This window comes from Sphaerimonospora cavernae (assembly GCF_042435035.1).
Taxonomy (GTDB): domain Bacteria; phylum Actinomycetota; class Actinomycetes; order Streptosporangiales; family Streptosporangiaceae; genus Sphaerimonospora; species Sphaerimonospora cavernae.
The window spans coordinates 176601-193322 of record NZ_JBHMQT010000033.1; the positions used below are offsets into that span (position 1 = coordinate 176601).

20 protein-coding genes are annotated in these 16722 nt (G+C 69.6%); 9 read left to right on the top strand and 11 right to left on the bottom strand.

Annotated features, from left to right (window positions below; genetic code table 11):
• Positions 1-8 precede the first annotated feature (8 nt).
• Complete coding sequence (fabI, locus tag ACFHYQ_RS15825) at positions 9-773, bottom strand: enoyl-ACP reductase FabI (RefSeq protein ID WP_394301905.1); 765 nt, start codon at positions 771-773, stop codon at positions 9-11.
• 50 nt (positions 774-823) lie between these two features.
• Complete coding sequence (locus tag ACFHYQ_RS15830) at positions 824-1528, bottom strand: beta-ketoacyl-ACP reductase (RefSeq protein ID WP_394301906.1); 705 nt, start codon at positions 1526-1528, stop codon at positions 824-826.
• A gap of 77 nt (positions 1529-1605) precedes the next feature.
• Here ACFHYQ_RS15830 and ACFHYQ_RS15835 point away from each other — a divergent pair, with 77 nt between their 5' ends.
• Together ACFHYQ_RS15835 and ACFHYQ_RS15840 are read left to right on the top strand one after the other, a co-directional pair.
• The gene (locus ACFHYQ_RS15835) at positions 1606-3099 is read left to right on the top strand and encodes a TldD/PmbA family protein (protein WP_394301907.1); all 1494 of its coding nucleotides are present in this window, start codon (positions 1606-1608) and stop codon (positions 3097-3099) included.
• Entirely contained in the window at positions 3096-4493 is a 1398-nt protein-coding gene (locus ACFHYQ_RS15840; protein ID WP_394301908.1) for a metallopeptidase TldD-related protein, read from the top strand. Before ACFHYQ_RS15835 ends, ACFHYQ_RS15840 begins: the two co-directional genes overlap by 4 nt.
• Before the next feature lie 265 nt (positions 4494-4758).
• On the opposite strand, the gene ACFHYQ_RS15845 is transcribed toward ACFHYQ_RS15840, so the two are convergent.
• Positions 4759-4974, bottom strand: a complete 216-nt coding sequence (locus ACFHYQ_RS15845) for a dodecin (protein ID WP_394301909.1) — start codon at positions 4972-4974, stop codon at positions 4759-4761.
• A gap of 113 nt (positions 4975-5087) precedes the next feature.
• On the opposite strand from ACFHYQ_RS15845, the gene ACFHYQ_RS15850 reads away from it, so the two are divergent.
• Positions 5088-5411, top strand: coding sequence for a DUF3099 domain-containing protein (locus ACFHYQ_RS15850; RefSeq protein WP_394301910.1), 324 nt, complete (start codon positions 5088-5090; stop codon positions 5409-5411).
• A gap of 230 nt (positions 5412-5641) precedes the next feature.
• Here ACFHYQ_RS15850 and ACFHYQ_RS15855 read toward each other — a convergent pair whose 3' ends face one another.
• Genes ACFHYQ_RS15855 through moaA form a run of 3 tightly spaced genes read right to left on the bottom strand, consistent with a single transcriptional unit; the run spans position 5642 to position 7556 of the window.
• Positions 5642-5899 carry a DUF6457 domain-containing protein gene (locus tag ACFHYQ_RS15855; protein ID WP_394301911.1) on the bottom strand — a complete coding sequence of 86 codons (258 nt, stop codon included), beginning with the start codon at positions 5897-5899 and terminating at the stop codon, positions 5642-5644.
• Positions 5896-6552: a molybdenum cofactor guanylyltransferase gene (mobA, locus tag ACFHYQ_RS15860; RefSeq protein WP_394301912.1), complete on the bottom strand. Its 657-nt coding sequence runs from the start codon at positions 6550-6552 to the stop codon at positions 5896-5898. The genes ACFHYQ_RS15855 and mobA overlap by 4 nt, the downstream gene beginning before the upstream one ends.
• Positions 6553-6566: 14 nt before the next feature.
• Complete coding sequence (gene moaA, locus ACFHYQ_RS15865; RefSeq protein ID WP_394301913.1) at positions 6567-7556, bottom strand: GTP 3',8-cyclase MoaA; 990 nt, start codon at positions 7554-7556, stop codon at positions 6567-6569.
• 211 nt (positions 7557-7767) lie between these two features.
• Between moaA and ACFHYQ_RS15870 the strand changes: the two genes are divergently transcribed.
• Positions 7768-8922 carry an RtcB family protein gene (locus tag ACFHYQ_RS15870; protein WP_394301914.1) on the top strand — a complete coding sequence of 385 codons (1155 nt, stop codon included), beginning with the start codon at positions 7768-7770 and terminating at the stop codon, positions 8920-8922.
• 163 nt (positions 8923-9085) lie between these two features.
• Entirely contained in the window at positions 9086-9235 is a 150-nt protein-coding gene (locus ACFHYQ_RS15875) for a hypothetical protein (RefSeq protein WP_394301915.1), read from the top strand.
• A 111-nt stretch (positions 9236-9346) separates the two neighbouring features.
• Here the strand turns inward: ACFHYQ_RS15875 and ACFHYQ_RS15880 are convergent, their stop codons facing one another.
• Complete coding sequence (locus ACFHYQ_RS15880) at positions 9347-9634, bottom strand: SLOG cluster 4 domain-containing protein (RefSeq protein ID WP_394301916.1); 288 nt, start codon at positions 9632-9634, stop codon at positions 9347-9349.
• 403 nt (positions 9635-10037) lie between these two features.
• On the opposite strand from ACFHYQ_RS15880, the gene ACFHYQ_RS15885 reads away from it, so the two are divergent.
• Together ACFHYQ_RS15885 and ACFHYQ_RS15890 are read left to right on the top strand one after the other, a co-directional pair.
• The gene (locus tag ACFHYQ_RS15885; protein WP_394301917.1) at positions 10038-10499 is read left to right on the top strand and encodes a hypothetical protein; all 462 of its coding nucleotides are present in this window, start codon (positions 10038-10040) and stop codon (positions 10497-10499) included.
• 389 nt (positions 10500-10888) lie between these two features.
• Positions 10889-11302 (top strand): hypothetical protein, encoded by a 414-nt coding sequence (locus tag ACFHYQ_RS15890; protein WP_394301918.1) that lies wholly within the window; start codon positions 10889-10891, stop codon positions 11300-11302.
• 131 nt (positions 11303-11433) lie between these two features.
• On the opposite strand, the gene ACFHYQ_RS15895 is transcribed toward ACFHYQ_RS15890, so the two are convergent.
• The 4 genes from ACFHYQ_RS15895 to ACFHYQ_RS15910 all read right to left on the bottom strand — a co-directional run bounded on the left by ACFHYQ_RS15895 (position 11434) and on the right by ACFHYQ_RS15910 (position 15864).
• On the bottom strand, positions 11434-12051 hold the full coding sequence (locus ACFHYQ_RS15895; protein ID WP_394301919.1) for a class I SAM-dependent methyltransferase: 618 nt from the start codon (positions 12049-12051) through the stop codon (positions 11434-11436).
• 32 nt (positions 12052-12083) lie between these two features.
• A complete protein-coding gene (locus ACFHYQ_RS15900) occupies positions 12084-13514 on the bottom strand; it encodes an aldehyde dehydrogenase family protein (RefSeq protein WP_394301920.1) in 1431 nt (476 codons plus the stop codon).
• 57 nt (positions 13515-13571) lie between these two features.
• The gene (locus tag ACFHYQ_RS15905; RefSeq protein WP_394301921.1) at positions 13572-14585 is read right to left on the bottom strand and encodes a MurR/RpiR family transcriptional regulator; all 1014 of its coding nucleotides are present in this window, start codon (positions 14583-14585) and stop codon (positions 13572-13574) included.
• A gap of 106 nt (positions 14586-14691) precedes the next feature.
• The gene (locus ACFHYQ_RS15910; RefSeq protein ID WP_394301922.1) at positions 14692-15864 is read right to left on the bottom strand and encodes a cellulose binding domain-containing protein; all 1173 of its coding nucleotides are present in this window, start codon (positions 15862-15864) and stop codon (positions 14692-14694) included.
• 289 nt (positions 15865-16153) lie between these two features.
• Between ACFHYQ_RS15910 and ACFHYQ_RS15915 the strand changes: the two genes are divergently transcribed.
• Positions 16154-16390 carry a hypothetical protein gene (locus ACFHYQ_RS15915; RefSeq protein ID WP_204015738.1) on the top strand — a complete coding sequence of 79 codons (237 nt, stop codon included), beginning with the start codon at positions 16154-16156 and terminating at the stop codon, positions 16388-16390.
• Positions 16391-16416: 26 nt separating this feature from the next.
• Positions 16417-16662, top strand: a complete 246-nt coding sequence (locus tag ACFHYQ_RS15920) for a hypothetical protein (protein WP_394301923.1) — start codon at positions 16417-16419, stop codon at positions 16660-16662.
• The last annotated feature ends 60 nt before the right edge of the window (positions 16663-16722 follow it).

A 16722-nucleotide genomic window follows, 5' to 3' on the forward strand; every position in this document is an offset into this window, starting at 1 on the left:
CGGGACGCTCAGCCGCCCATGGCGTGCACGCCGCCGTCGACGTGGACGATCTCACCGGTGGTCGCCGGGAACCAGTCCGACAGCAGCGCGACGCACGCCCTGGCGGCCGGGGCCGTGTCGCCCAGGTCCCAGCCGAGCGGCGCCCTGTCCGGCCAGCTCTCCTCGAACTCCTGGAACCCCGGGATACTCTTGGCCGCCATCGTGCGCAGCGGACCGGCCGCGACGAGGTTGACGCGGATGCCGTGCTTTCCCAGGTCCCTGGCGAGGTAGCGGGAGCAGGACTCCAGCCCCGCCTTGGCCACGCCCATCCAGTCGTAGACCGGCCAGGCCTTGGTCGCGTCGAAGTCCAGGCCCACGATCGCGCCGCCCTCCTTCATGAGCGGCAGGCACGCGACGGCCAGCGACTTGAACGAGAAGGTGGACACATGCACCGCCGTGGCGACGTCCTCCCAGGCGGTGTTGAGGAAGTTGCCGCCCAAGCAGGTCTGCGGCGCGAAACCGATGGAGTGGACGACGCCGTCGAGGCCGTCGAGGTGCTCGCCGACCCGGTCGGCCAGCGTGTCGAGATGCTCGCCGTTCTGGACGTCGAGCTCGACGACCGGGGGCGGCTCGGGCAGCCGCTTGGCGATGCGCTCGACCAGGCTCAGACGACCGAAGCCGGTCAGCACGACCTGGGCGCCCTCCTCCTGGGCCAGTTTCGCCACGTTGTAGGCGATGGAGGAGTCGGTGAGGACACCGGTGACCAGCAGTCGCTTGCCTTCGAGCAAACCCATGTACAGCTCCAGTCTCTCGTGGTGCCTCAGTTTCTCAGTGCCCCATGTTCTCAGTGCCCCATGCCGACGCCGCCGTCGACGGGGATGACGGCGCCCGTGATGTAGGACGCGTCGTCGCTCGCCAGGAACCGCACGACCCGCGCGATCTCGTCCGGCGTCGCCTGCCGTCCGAGCGGGATGTTCTTGCGGATCCGCTCCTGCTGCGCCTCGTCCAGCACCGCGGTCATGTCGGTGTCCACGAACCCCGGCGCGACCACGTTCACCGTGATGTTGCGCGAGGCGAGCTCACGCGCCAGGGACCGGCCGAAGCCGATCAGGCCGGCCTTGGACGCGGCGTAGTTGGTCTGGCCGGCCGAGCCGGACAGCGCCACCACCGAGGAGATCAGGATGATGCGTCCGCGCTTGAGCCGGAGCATGGGGCGCACGGCCCGCTTCGCCACGCGGTAGGCCCCGGTCAGGTTGGTGTCGATGACGTCGGTGAACGTCTCCTCCTTCATCATCGGCAGCAGGGTGTCCTTGGTGACCCCCGCGTTGGCGATGACGACCTCGACCGGGCCGTGCTCGGCCTCGGCCTTCTCGAAGGCGGCGTCGACGTCGGCGGTGCTCGTCACGTCGCAGCGGACGCCGAACAGCCCCTCGGGCGGCTCTCCTGAGCGGTAGGTGACGGCGACCGCGTCTCCGGCGGCGGCGAGTTCGCGGGCGATCGCGAGGCCGATGCCGCGATTCCCACCAGTGACGAGAACAGAGCGAACCATGCAAGCGACCGTATCGGCTACCGAGGGGTAGGCCACTTGTCCGCAGGACACAAGATCACGGGGTTAGGATCGTGGACATGCGCCAGATCGATGCCGACTTCCTCGCCCTGCCGCTCAGGCGCCTGGCGGACGCCGCCCTGCAGCGTGCCCGCGATCTCGGAGCAGAGCAAGCGTCGTTCCGCCTGGAACGGGTGCGCGCCGAGAACCTGCGGCTGTTCGACGCCCGGCTCGAAGGCGCGATGGACGCCGACGACCTCGGCTTCGCCGTACGGGTGGTCAAGGACGGCACATGGGGGTTCGCCTCGGGCATCGAGCTGACCCCCGAGGCCGCCGCGCGGGCGGCCGAGGAGGCCGTACGGGTGGCCGCGGTCAGCGCGCCCATCAACAGGGAGCCCGTCGAGCTCGCGCCCGAGCCGGTTCACGCCGACGTGACCTGGGTGTCGTCCTACGAGGTCGACCCGTTCGAGGTGCCGCTTCCGGAGAAGGCGGCGCTGCTCGGCGACTGGTCGGCGGGCATGCTCGGCCGGGTGGACCACGTCTCGGCCTCGCTGATGCAGGTCAAGGAGCAGAAGTTCTACGCCGACACGGCCGGCACGGTCACCACCCAGCAGCGGGTCAGGATCCACCCGGTGCTGACCGCGATGAAGGCCGACGGCCGGCGTTTCGACGACATGCGCACGCTCGCGCCGCCCGTGGGGCGGGGGTACGAGTACCTGACCGGGGTCGGCTGGGACTTCCCCGCCGAGATCGCCGAACTCCCCGAGCTGCTCGCGGAGAAACTGAAGGCGCCCTCGGCCGAGGCGGGCGCGTACGACCTGGTGATCCATCCGTCCAACCTGTGGCTGACCATCCACGAGTCGATCGGGCACGCGACCGAGCTGGACCGGGCGCTCGGCTACGAGGCGGCCTACGCCGGCATGTCGTTCGCCACGTTCGACAAGCTGGGCAACCTGCACTACGGGTCCCCGGTGATGAACGTCGTCGGCGACCGCACCGTCGAGCACGGCCTGGCCACGGTCGGGTGGGACGACGAGGGCGTGGCGGGCCAGTCGTTCGACATCGTCAGCGAGGGCACGCTCGTGGGTTACCAGCTCGACCGGCGGATGGCGCTGCTCAAGGGCCTGGGCCGGTCGAACGGCTGCGCCTTCGCCGACTCCCCCGGCCACGTGCCGATCCAGCGGATGGCCAACGTCTCGCTGCGGCCCGCCGAGGGCGGCCCCTCCACCGAGGAGCTGATCTCCCGGGTCGAGCGCGGTGTCTACATCGTCGGCGACAAGAGCTGGTCGATCGACATGCAGCGGTACAACTTCCAGTTCACCGGCCAGCGGTTTTACAGAATCGAGAACGGCCGTCTCGCCGGGCAGCTCCGCGACGTGGCCTACCAGGCGACGACGACGGACTTCTGGCGGTCGATGGAGGCCGTCGGCGGGCCGGAGACCTACGTGCTGGGCGGGGCGTTCAACTGCGGCAAGGGGCAGCCCGGCCAGATCGCACCGGTGAGCCACGGCGCCCCCTCGGCCCTGTTCCGCGGCGTACGGATCCTCAACACCGTCCAGGAGGGTGGCAAGTGAGCGACCAAGTGAGCGACGTGGTGGTGACCACACCGCAGGAGACGGTGGAGCGCGCGCTCGCGCTGAGCGGCGCCGACGACCGCTTGGTGATCGCGGATGAGGGATCGACGGCCAACCTGCGCTTCGCCGGCAACACGCTGACGACCAACGGCGTCGCCCGCTCGTCGCGGCTCACCGTGATCTCGATCGTCGGGCAGGGCGTGGGCGTGGTGTCCCGCTCCGCCGTACGGCCCGACCAGCTCGCCGACGTGGTGGCGGCGGCGGACCGGGCCGCCCGCGAGGCGCAGCCGTCCGAGGACGCGCGGCCGCTCGTCCCGGGTACGGCGTCCGCCGACTGGGACCGGGCGGTCGAGCCGACGACCATCGAGGTGTTCCGCGACTTCGCGCCCGCGCTCGGCGGGGCGTTCGCCGCGGCCGAGGCGTCCGGCCGGAGGCTGTACGGCTTCGCCGAGCACACGCTGACGTCGACGTTCGTGGGGTCGTCGTCCGGCCTGCGGCTGCGGCACGACCAGCCCACGGGCCGTCTGGAGCTGAACGCGAAGTCGCGCGACATGGCCCGGTCCGCCTGGACCGGTGTCGCCACCAGGGACTTTCGCGACGTGGACGTGGCCGCGCTCGACACCACGCTGGCCCAGCGGCTGGAGTGGGCCAAGCGCCGGGTCAGCCTGGACGCCGGGCGCTACGAGACCATCCTGCCGCCGACCGCGGTCTCCGACCTGATGATCTACCTGTACTGGTCGGCCGGGGCCCGTGACGCGGCCGACGGGCGGACGGTGTTCTCCAGGCCGGGTGGTGGCACGCGAGTCGGCGACCGGCTGTCGGACCTGCCGCTGCGGCTCTACAGCGACCCTGTGCATCCCGGCATCGAGTGCGCGCCGTTCGTGGTCGCGCACGCCTCCAGCCGCGAGGAGTCGGTGTTCGACAACGGCCTGACGCTCGGCTCGACGGACTGGATCTCCGGCGGCACGCTGTCGGGTCTCGTGCAGACCCGGCACTCGGCCGAGCTGACCGAGCTGGCCGCCACCCCGCGCGTCGACAACCTCATCATGACGGGGCCGGAGGGGGGCCGCTCGCTGGAGGAGATGATCGCCGACACCCGGCGCGGTCTGCTACTCACCTGCCTGTGGTACATCCGCGAGGTCGATCCGCAGACGCTGCTGTTGACCGGCCTGACGCGGGACGGCGTCTATCTCGTCGAGGAGGGCGAGGTCGTCGGTGAGGTCAACAACTTCCGGTTCAACGAGTCGCCGGTCGACCTGCTCGGCCGGCTGACCGAGGTGGGCGCGAGCGGGCAGACGCTGCCGCGGGAGTGGAGCGACTACTTCACCCGCGCCGTCATGCCCCCGGTGCGCGTGCCCGACTTCAACATGTCGACAGTGAGCCAGGCGAACTGACCCACCACCACCTCCCCAACACCCCCACACCCCCGTGATCTTGCGAATACTCGCACGCACGGCCCTTGACCAGGCATTTCACATTTCGCGATCTTGAAGTTTCTCGCAGACACAGGCTCCGAGCAGCGACAACAGCGTCCGTGATCTTGCATCCTTAAGTGCAAGATCACGGATAGTGTAAGCGCAGGTCAGGCAGCCAGCCGGCGAGAAACTGCAAGATCACGGGCTGGGGTCTGGGGGTTCCGTTCTCCCCGAGTGGGCCGGGTCAGCTCGCGTCTTCGAGGCGGAAGCCCAGTTTCATGCCGACCTGGAAGTGGGCCACCTCACCGTCCACGATGTGCCCGCGCACCTCCGTCACCTCGAACCAGTCCAGATGCCGCAGGGTCTCGGCCGCCCGCCGGATTCCGTTGCGGATGGCCTCATCGACGCTCTCCCCCGAGGTCCCGACTATCTCGGTCACCCGATAGGTACGATCCGACATCTTCGTCCTCCTACGTCGTGTTTCCTGGCCGCCGTACGGGTGCCGCCACCTCCGGTGATCGTATCGCCGTGCGCCCGTCACCCCCGGCAGGTGGGCGGGTTACCGTGGAGGGCGTGAATTCCTGGCGTGAATCGCGACGGAACCGGGGCGTCGTTCATCAGGTTACGGACGCCCAACCGTCGCTCACCGATGACATCAAGCGCCGCGAGCGCAATTATTTGATCAAGATGGGCATCCGGCTGGTCTGCCTCATCCTCGCGGTGGCCGTACCGGCCCCGTGGCCCGTCAAACTCCTGCTCGTCGCCGGCGCCGTTCTTTTGCCATACCTTGCCGTGATCGGGGCCAATCAGCGAGGCAAGGACGTCCCACCTGCACTGGACATGACCTCACCTAACCAAAACGAGATACCACGCCATCGACGCGAGATCGGGTCGTGACAAACTCTTGACGCAACCCAAGGGTTAGAGGTGTACAGTTTATCCAAGCGCTCCGGTCCCCCGTCGGGGCGCTGGTACCGGCGTTCCGGGCCCCCGTCGGAACGCCGATGATGCGACGCCGGGTGGTTTGCCCCCGTAACCACCCGGCGTCGCCCTTTTTATCTGTCCATCTCTCCCGAGAGCCGTTCTTCGGGATTTCTGGTACTAATTTTCGAAAAGTTTTTGCGATGTCAAGAATCTTCGAGCGTTTCGGCCGTGGCCTTCTCCCAGTCGCGCGCCATACGTGACAGCCGCTCCATCGCGTCCGCCGGGGCCGTACCAGCGCCCTGGGCAAGCCCGAGCAGGTAGGCCGTCAGCGGAGCCGCAGGGCGGGCGACGCCATGAGCGACGTCCTTGGTCAGGTCGAGCACCGCGGCCCGGTCCACCCGGTCCGGGTCGACGCCCAACTCCCGGCACGCCAGTGCGGTCCACTCCTCCAGCACGTTCACGCCTGATCCTCGCTTCCGTCTCGTCCCTCTCGCTCCCGGGCCGTCCTGAGAGCGTCCGCCGTCCTGAGAGCGTCCGCCGTCCTGAGAGCGTCCATCGTGTCGCAATCGAACCACGGCGCACGGCCGCCGCGCCCGGCGGGCAGCCGGATCGGCACCGGCTCCAGCGGGCCGAGCAGGCCGCGCAGTGAGCCGCCCGCGTATCCGCGCAGCGCTTCGCTCAGTGCCTCGGTGCGCCACGCCCCGGTCAGCCACTGCTCCGCGCCGTCGTCGTCGACCAGTACGGCTCCGGCCGTCCCGGCAGCCCCGGCAGCCCGAAGCAGCGCCGTCACGTGCGCGGAGGCGAGAAACGGCAGGTCGGCGGCGAGCAGGACCACCCACTCGGCCGTGACCTCGGCGAGGCCGGCACGCAACGCCGGAACCGGGCCGGAGCCGGGCGGGTCCTCCCGGGTGAAGACCGCCCGGGCCGGAGACGGCCTGGCAGGGCCGACCACCACCAGCGTGCGGGCGTCGGCGGCCGCCGCGGCCACCCGTTCGATGAGGGGCACGCCGCCGACGACGGCGCCCGGCTTGTCCAGGCCGCCCAGCCGGCTGGCCCGTCCCCCGGCCAGGATCACCGCGTCGTAGCCGATGGGCCGGATATCGTCGTGCTTCATGCCCGGACCGGCGGTCAGCCGCCGATGGCCGACATGGGACGGGCCGGCTGGAGGAAGCCCGGGTCGTCGATGCCGTGCCCGGCCTTCTTGCGGGCGACCGCCGCGATCCAGCGTGCGGCCAGGTCGTCGTCGGACGCCCCCGAGCGCATCGCCGTACGGAGATCGGACTCCTCCCTGGCGAACAGGCAGTTTCGGATCTGACCGTCGGCGGTGAGGCGGACGCGGTCGCAGGTGCCGCAGAACGGGCGGGTGACCGATCCGATCACGCCGACCCGGGCGGGACCGCCGTCCACGAGGAACAGTTCGGCCGGGGCGCTGCCCCGGGCCGCCGGGTCGTCCTCGGTGAGGTCGAAGGAGTCCTTGAGCAGGCCGATGATCTCATCGGCGGTCACCATGTTCTCGCGCCGCCAGCCGTGCTGGGCGTCGAGCGGCATCTGCTCGATGAAGCGCAGTTCGTATCCCCGGTCCAGGCAGTGGCGCAGCAGCGGGACCGCCTCGGATTCGTTGATCCCCCGCATCAGCACCGCGTTCACCTTGACGGGGGTGAGCCCGGCCTCGTCGGCCGCCGCCAGCCCGTCGAGCACATCCCGGAGCCGGTCGCGGTGCGCGAGCCGTACGAAGACCTCACGGTCGAGCGTGTCCAGCGAGACGTTGACGCGGTCGAGGCCCGCCTCGGCGAGGACCCCGGCCAGCCGGGCGAGGCCGATGCCGTTGGTGGTCAGCGAGATCTGGGGACGCGGCCGCAGTGCCGCGGCCGCAGCGACGATTTCGGGGAGCTCCCGACGCAGCAGCGGCTCACCGCCGGTGAAACGCACCTCGGTGATGCCGAGCCGCTCGACGCCGAGACGTACCAGACGGATGATCTCCTCGGCGGTCAGCAGGTCCGGCTTGGGCAGCCAGTCGAGACCCTCGGGGGGCATGCAGTAAGTGCAGCGCAGGTTGCACCGGTCGGTCAGCGAAACCCGCAGATCGGTCGCGACCCGGCCGAAGGAGTCGACCAGCAAGATGACCTCCCTTGTGCGAGAACCTTCAGCCTACGGCCTGCCGCCGTCAATGTGGCATTCACATATCCCGCCAACCACGGCGGCGCCATCGGGATTCCCCATGATCATCACCGGTGGGGCCGGTAGGGCGCTCGAGGCGACCGGAAGGAATAATCGGTGGGAAACCACGGGGAATGTCGGCAAAGTGGATCTCGATCAGAAAGGGATCATCATGCCGAACGAGGTAGCGCACAACCTCCTGTCGTGGGCGAGTGAGATCGACGCGGGCACGATCGAGCAGGCCGCCAGAACCGCCCGCCTGCCGTTCGTGTCAGGGCACGTCGCGCTCATGCCGGACGCGCACATCGGCATCGGCGCGACCGTCGGATCGGTCATCCCCACCGAGGGCGCCATCATCCCGGCCGCCGTCGGCGTCGACATCGGCTGCGGCATGATCGCGACCGAGACGACGCTCACCGCCGCCGACCTGCCCGACACGCTCGACGCGTTGATGCCACTGGTGGAGCGGCGCATCCCGGCGGGCGTCGGCAAGGGGCACGCCGATCGCGCCGTGGACCGCGCGCTCGGCGAGCTCGGCCTGCCGTACACCGATCTGACCCCGAAGCAGGAGACGACGGTGGCGACCCAGTTCGGCACGCTCGGGTCCGGCAACCACTTCGTCGAGGTCTGCCTCGACGAGCGGGACCGGGTCTGGACCGTGCTGCACTCCGGCTCGCGCGGCATCGGCAACCAGCTCGCCACCAGGCATATCGTCGGGGCCAAGAAGCTGATGAAGCGGGGTCTCATCGGGCTGGAGGACCCCGATCTGGCCTACTTCTCGCAGGGGACGCCGGAGTTCGACGCGTACATCGAGGACATGCTGTGGTCCCAGCGGTACGCCATGGCCTCCAGGGCGCGGATGGACAGGGTGCTGGTCGAGGCCCTGTTCCGCGTCGTCGGCAAGGGCGCCCGGGTACGGACCATCAATTGCCATCACAATTTCACGCAGATGGAGACGCACCACGGCGCGGAGCTGTGGATCACCCGGAAGGGGGCCATCAAGGCCGACCGGGGTGATGAGGGCGTCATTCCCGGGTCGATGGGGACGAGGTCGTACATCGTGCGCGGGCTCGGCAACCCGGCCTCCTACAACTCCTGCTCCCACGGCGCCGGCCGCAGGATGTCCCGGGGGCAGGCCAGGCGGGAGTTGTCGGCCACGTCGCTGACCGAGGCGATGCGCGGGCGGACCTGGAACGCCAACCGGGCCGCCGCCCTCGTCGACGAGCACCCCGAGGCGTACAAGCCGATCGACCAGGTGATGGCCGACCAGAAGGACCTCGTCGAGATCCAGCACACGCTCCGGCAGGTGTTCAACTACAAGGGCTGATCCCGTCCGGCCGACGCCGGCGCCGTCGGCGTCGGCCGGACGTCCCCCCTGGTGGTGTGCACGCCCCCGCCCGCACACGTTCAAAGACTGGCTTCAACGGGATGCCACCCGCAATGCCTTTCATTCCTCGCCGAAAGGGGCGGAATCGGTGAGAATCACGGGCATGATGCGCCTGCATTTCGAGGCAGCCGATCTGCGTCGGATCACGCTCGCACCGGCCCCGGATCCGCTGATGGAAATCGTGCTGAACATCCGTCTGCGGCTCGCCGTCTGCCCGATCCGGCAGCCGGGGGTGGGGCCCGGGCCCGGATAGGCGGTGCCGTACTCCACACGCTCACCCCTCTCGGGGCGAACCTGCTCCGGGGCGACTCCGCCGCGAACTGACCATCTGGTAGCAGGCCGGGAAGCGGTGGGACCGCCACGCTCACCGGGCGAGGACGAGCACCCGGGAGCGTACAGGTCTCAGGGCCACAGGCCCGTGAGTCGCACCGCCTGCGCGGGTGAGGTGGCGTGCCGTACGCCGGCCGGGGACGGGGTCTCCGTTCTGGTCCAGGAGTCGCCAGCCGCCGAGTTGGACGACAGGGGCGCGGCCGTGACGCATGGCCAGGGCGAGCTCGGACAGCGTGCCCCAGGAACCGCCGATGACGATCACGGCGTCGCCGGAGTTGACGATGATGGTGTTGCGGGCCTCACCGGCCCCGGTCGGGATCACGATGCTCAGATCGGGGTCGGCGTGCTCCCGGTCGGGCCGGGACAGGATGCCGACGACAGTGACAAGGGAATGAGCGACCGCACCACCCCGCGGACCACCTCCAGCGAGCGGAGAGCTTCACGGCACTCAGCCGGCCACTGCGTCATCGAGGCTGACGCCCACTCCTCCAGGCTGATAGCTCACAGCACTGCATGCGGTCGTTATGAAACGGTTATAAATATGGCGGTGACTAATAAGTCCTTCAGCTGTCTAGCTGGAGGAAAGCTGCAAGCGTGGGTCCATCCCGACCACGCCTGTGACTCATAGAAATGTCAGGTTTACAGAAGAGGCGTTGTCGCTCGGGAACACCACCGGTAGAGTTTGCGATGTACGGGGTGAATGTTTCAAATTTCAAGGGGGAAGCGTGAGTAGCTCTTTAAGACTGCACCTCGACAGGACAGCGCTTGCTGTCGTTCTTGGAGCTGTTGCTGTCGCTTGCGCGCGCCCATCTAACGAGAAGGTCAGGCATCTGGGAAGGGCTGAGCTGCAGGAGAAGGTCGCACAGCATGATGGCTTCGTCGTCCCACTCCCGAAAGAACTCCCACCCGGCTTCCATCTGATGTCGTACAAGATCTACGAAGTAGATGGAGGACGGCGATACGGGCAGGCATTCTTTGGCTCGGTTGTTGTCTGTGCTCAGGAAAAGACCGGCCACGGTACTAACCTTTGTGGCGAGTTCAGCTCCCCGGATGGAACAATACGTCGTGACGTTGGCGGCCTCCTTCTTGTTGTGCGGATGAACGAAAAGAATCCAGAGAACGTAAAGCTGTGGAACAAGGTCGACTTTGCGACGGACTACAGCACGATTTCTTGGCTTGACGACTGAAAGTTGTGATCGAGCGTACGGTCCCTGCCCGATGCAAGCAGGCAGGGGGCGCACTCCACCCACTGTAGGGAGCCCCCCGGTTGGACCTCCACTGCTACTCCTGGACCGGCATCGGCGACGACCGCTGTGTGAACGATCAATTACCTGGAGTTTCAGCCGCCCACCCTGTGGGGCGATCTCTGACCGGCTTCACCCCAACAAGAGGGGCTCTGACGCTCCCGAGCCTCTCGCCCACCGTGCGATCTTCCACGCCGCCCGGACACACCTGCCGACAACCGCCGCGCCCGCCACCCAGTGAAGACGAAAGACGATGACACCACGGATCGATAACGTAAAGTGATTGAACAGGCACTGTACGTGCAAAGAGTCTTCATGGGAAGGCGATCTCGTTGAAGCGCATCCTCGCGCCCGCCGCCATCGCGGTATGCCTCGTGGCCTGCGTGCTGCCCGGCTCCGCCCAAGCCGCCCCCAGCCCGTACGGATTCTCGGGCAACAGCGTCCTGACCTGGTACGTCACGGCGGGCTATGGCGCCTGCGGAACACAGATCGACGCCAGAACCGGACTGTTCGCCGCCGTACCGGCCACCTACTGGACCGCCCCCGAACACTCCGACGACCCGCTCTGCAAGAAGGCAGTGCGGATCAGCTACCGCGGCAAGACCATCAAAGTGCCGATCGGGGACCTCTGCTCCGGCTGCACGGCCGACCAGTTGGATCTGAGCCGTCCCGCCTTCGCCCAGTTCGAGAACCCCAACTACGTGACACGCATCACCGACGCCACGTGGAGGTTCGCTTCCTTTTAATGCCCGCACCAGACCCATGGCGGCCGGCTCAACATAGACCCGACTCGCCGTGTCGGCCTGCTTCGCGGCCACCGTGCCCACCGACGGCGTACGGAACGGGCTGCGCCGGTTCCTTGAACGCCAGCGTCGGCCTACCGGGGGCGGCGGGCGAGCAGGAAGGCGTCGAGGGCCGTACGGCGCCCGTCGTCGGTCTCCACCTCGCGGCCCCGGGTCTCGGCCCGTACGACCTCCAGTCCGCAGCCGTCGAGGTCGGCCGCCACATCACGGGCCGTATAGAGGACCGCCGGGTCCTGCGGGCCGCCCACGCCGTGGGCCAGGTTGTCGCTGTCGTGCGCGACGACCAGCAGCAGGCCGCCCCCGGCCAACGCGGCGGCCGCCGCGCGCATGACCTGGCGCCGCAGTTCGGCGCCCACCTGGAGATAGGCGGAGATCACCAGGTCGTACCCGCCCGGTTCCGGGACGTACGCGCGCAGGTCGGCCTCGACGAGCTCGAGCCGGTCGCCGCGCCCGCCGATCCGGTCGCCGGCCAGCGTGCGCGCCCGCCGCAGGGCCACCGGGGAGAAGTCGACGGCCGTGGCCGTCCAGCCCCGTTCCACCAGCCACAGGGCGTTGCGCCCCTCCCCCGCCGCGAGGTCCAGCGCGCGGCCGGGCGGCAGCTCGGCGGCGACCTCCTCGACCCACCGGTTCGGCCCCTCGGACCACAGCAGGTCCTTCGACTCATAACGACGGTCCCAGTCAGTGCTCTCCACGGTTGTCCACGATAACGGTCACGCCATGACGGTCACGGGTGCGGCGTCCAGTGGACGACCTTGGTGTGGGTCATCTCGTCGAGCAGCTCGGGGCCGTACCCGAAGCCGTGGCCGCTCGCCCGCAGCGGCTGCGCCGCGCCGCCGGGAGCTCCGCCGAAGACCGCGTTGATCTTCACGGTGCCGACCGGCAGCTCGCGCCAGGCCCGCTGCGCGTTGGCCGTCGACGGGGTCAGCACGGTGGCGGCCAGGCCGTACGGCGAGGCGCAGGCGAAGTCGAGCGCCTGGTCGAAGGAGTTCACGACGCGGACGGCCGCGACCGGGCCGAAGGTCTCCGACCGCATGATCTCCATGTCGTCGGTGCAGCCGCTGAGCACGGTCGCCGGGTAGAACGCGCCGGGCCCGTCCGGCGCCCCGCCGCCCGTCAACACCCGGGCCCCCGACGCCACGGCGGCACGCACCTGCCGGTCCACGATCTCACGCTGTGCCCGGTCGACGAGCGGGCCGAGAGTGGTCTCCTCGTTGCGGCCGGGGCCCATCCGCAGCTCCTCGGCCCGTTGCACGAGCGCGGCGAGGAAGGAGTCCGCGACGTCCCGGTGGACGTACACCCGCTCCACGGCGGTGCAGATCTGCCCGGCATTGGCGAAGCAGCCGGTCGCGGCCTGCGCGGCGGCCCATTTCGCGTCGACTCCCGCGTCCACGATCAGCGGGTCCTTGCCGCCGTTCTCCAGCAGCGTGGCCGCGCCGGTGCGTGCCGCCGCGGCGGCGATCGAACGGCCGGTCGCGGTCGAGCCGACGTGGGACACGAGATCGACGGCGGGGTGGCCGGCCAGCGGCTCCCCCGCCCTGCGGTCGCCGCTGACCACGGTGAGCACGCCCGGGGGCAGCTCGGCGGCGATCAGCTCGGCGAGCAGCGCCCCGGCGTGCGGGGTGCGCTCGGACGGCTTGTGCACGACGCAGTTGCCGGTGACCACGGCGGCGCCGACGAGCCCGCAGGCGATGGCGACCGGGTCGTTCCACGGCGTGATCACCGCGATCACACCGCGGGGCTCGCGCACCATGAGGTCAGTCGCCGCCCAGCCGCCCTGCAGGCTGCGGCCCCGGTGCAGCGGGCCCAGCTCGGCGTACTGCCTGAGCGTCCCGATGCCGGCCGCCACCCCGCCCCGCGAGTCGCCGATCGGCTTGCCCATCTCCCTGGTGACGAGTTCGGCCAGTTCGCCGGCGCGGGCCTCGATCCGGTCGGCCGCGCGGTGCAGGCGCGCGGCCCGGTCGGCCGGAGCCGTACGGGCCCAGCCCTGCCGGGCGCGGCGAGCCGCCGCCACGGCCCGTTCGACGTCCTCGGCGCACCCGGCCGGCGCCTCGCCGACCGGCTCGCCCGTCGCCGGATCGTCGACGGTCAGCCGCTCCGGGCTCGCGCTCGCCGTCCACCCGGCCTCGGTCAGCACCCATTGATCCCATTCCCGCACGGCGGCCCTCCCTGGTATCCGAGTCCAGCGAGGAACGGGTTCCCCCGTCGTCCGGCGTCAATCCATCGTTCTGCTGGACCTGGTTCTGCGGCGGACGCCGTCGAGGTAGTCGTCGAGCGCGTCGCGGGTCGCGCGCAGGGCCGTGTCCGAGGCGTCGAACGTGCGCTGCGCGACGCCGACGAAGACGCAGTCGACGATGAGGAGCTGGCTGATCCTGCTGGCCAGCGCGCCCGGGCGGAACGCCGTCTCGCGCCCGGCCGAGACCAGCACGTGGTCGGCCAGTTCGGCCAGCGAGGAGCGCGGGTTGTTGGTGATCGCCACGGTCGCCGCGCCGCCCTTGCGCGCGACCCGCATCGGCCCGAGCACGTCGGGGGTCTCGCCGGTGCAGCTCACGCCGACGGCGACGTCGCCCTCCCGTACCAGCGCCGCGCTGGTGAGGGCGAGATGCGCGTCGGTGAAGTAGTGGGCCGGCAGACCGATGCGCAGCAGCTTCTGCGCCATGTCGGCGGCGACGAGACCGGAGGCGCCGACGCCGTACACGTCCACCCTCCGTGCGGCGGCCACCGCGTCCACCACCGCGCCGAGGCGGTCCGGGTCGAGCTGGGCCGCGGTGTCGGCGAGCGCCTGGGACTCGGCGCTCGTGACCTTGGCGATCACGTCGGTGAGCGGGTCGTCAGGGGCGAGATCGCCGGGAACGAGCCGCTCGGGCGCCTGCCTCGCCACGGCCGCCGCGAGGGCGAACCTGAGCTGGGAGTAGCCGGCGAAACCGAGGGACCGGGCGGTGCGCACGATCGTCGCCTCGCTGATCCCCGACAGCGCGCTGATCTCGGTGATGGTGCTGCTCGCCACCAGGGCGGGGTCGTCGAGGATGAGGCGTGCGACGGTCTGGGCGGCAGGGGTGAGCGAGGGCAGCACGGCACGTACCACCGCGATCGGGTTCACCTGTGCGTTCAAAGGGGCGTTCAAAGGGGCGTTCAAAGGGGCGTTCAAAGGGGCGTTCGAAGGGATGCTCGGCGGGACGACCGGGAGGGCGATCGGGGCGGTTTGGGCGGTGCCGTCGTTCTCAGTCATCGCGTGCAGCCTATCTTGCGTGAGATCAGCGTATGTGCCGCCGATCGGCGCGGCCGTACGGATGGTCGCCGGACTCCGGCGCGCCGTACGGCCGCGAGCGACGCGGTCAGGAACGGAGGCAGGAGACGCCGCTGAGCGTGAAGGCGGGCGGGACGGGGTTGGCACCCGTGTGAGCGGCGTTGAAGCCGATCTCGACGGACGTCCCTGGCTGGATGACGGAGTTCCACGGCATCGCGGCCGCGGAGACGTAGGTCTCCTCCTGGGACCAGGAGGCCGACCAGCCGCCGGCGATCTTCTGCCCGGTGTCGGAGAACCTGAACTTCAGGGTCCAGTCGCGGATCGGGTCGGGGCTGATGTTGATGATCCGCACCTGCGTGCCGAATCCGCCACTCCAGGTCCAGGTGTCGTACGCCACCTTGCAGTTCGGGGGCGGGGTCGGGGACGGGCTCGGCGTCGGATAGCCCTCGTGGGCGAGCGCGGAGAGCGGGTCGGACGGCCAGCTGAGATTGTCCGCCGCGTCCTTCGCCACCACGAAGTAGGTGTAGTGGCGGCCGGTGGCGACGTCCGTCTCATGGAACCACGTGGTCGTGGGGCTGCCGGCCCTGACATAACCGGTCGCGGTCCGCCGGTAGACGTCGTAACCGGTGACGCCCACGTCATCGGTCGAGGCGTTCCAGCAGAAGTTCACCCCGGCACCGTCGGCGACACAGTAGTCGCGCAGCCCGGTCGGCATGGTCGGTGGTGTGACGTCGCCGGGCCTCGGGCTGGGAGTGGTGGTCGGCCGCGGTCCGGTCGTCGCGGTGGCGGTGATCAGCTCGGACGGCTCGCTGGTGTTGCCCGCCGCGTCCTTGGCCACCACGTAGAAGGTGTAGAAGCGGCCCATGACGAGACCGCCCGACATCATGGCGTTGGTCCCGGTCGGACTCGCCGCCTTGACGAAACCGTCCGCGGTCAGCCGGTAGACCTCGTATCCGGTCACACCGACGTCGTCGCTCGACGCCGCCCAGCACAGCCCGACCATGGCCGGGAAGTCGCCTCCCGGAGGTGCGGGCGGCGGGCAGGCGAACAGCCCCCCGGGCCTGCTGGGAATGTCGCCGCGGGGCGGCCCGGTCGGACTCGGGCTCGGAGTCGTCGGGGTCGCCGTGTGCGATACGGCGTTCAGCGTCGCGTCCTGTCGGGCGAGGGCGGGATTCCCGATGGAACCGATCAGTACGACGGCGAGGGCCGCGCTCGCCACCCCCGCCCACAGCATCGGCCTGTGTTTCCTGCGCGGTCTCATGAGAGAGGCTCACCTCGATCGCTCGATCGGACCCCGGCTCCGGATCTGGGCCGGGTCGACCCCCCGCAGCGATCATCCGGTCAACCGGTTCGGGAGTCAACTGCCCTCCCACCCCTCCGGAGATTCACCCTGCGTGGACCACACAGGTCGCCGGGAAACCTTGATCAACGCTGTCGCAGGACGGGGCAAACGCCTACGGATGCGGCACTAGCGATTCCACCTATTAGCTGATATTAAGAACACTGCCTTTCCTCTTCATCTCAGCTACTGAACTTCAAGGAGGTGAATCATGAGCATCCTCGTCGACTACACCAACAACGTCTCCCCCGAGATGTTCGGTGATCTGACGGACGCCGCCGATGGTCACGGCCTGACGGCGGTCAGCCCCGTGCTGGCGACCCCGACGGCCGTGGCCCTCGGCGTCGCCATCGGCGCGGTCGCCTTGCACGCCGGTTACATGGTGGGCATCGCCCGCAACATGGCCGAAGGCAAGTACCCGAAGGTTCCGCAGGAGCTGCCGCAGTGACGCCCTCACCACAAGGGAGATGAACCATGCCATTACTGGCCGAGAGGGTGAACGCCGACCCGGCGCTCGCCGCGATCTCGATCCACAGCGCTGAGCCCTGCCACGAAATCGGCGGGGCGCCGGTGCTGGCCACGCCCGCGACGATCGTGACAGTGGCGGCCGGCGTGGGCCTGGTCGGTTCGGTGGCCGGCCTGTTCGCCGCGGGCTACGCGATGGGCCGCGCCCTGGGTGGCACCAAGCCGCCTCGGAGCGATCAGCAGCTCCCATCCTAACCAAGCGCGTTGCCGGGGCGTCGCCGACCGCGGCGCCCCGGCGACGGGTCGGTCCAGAAA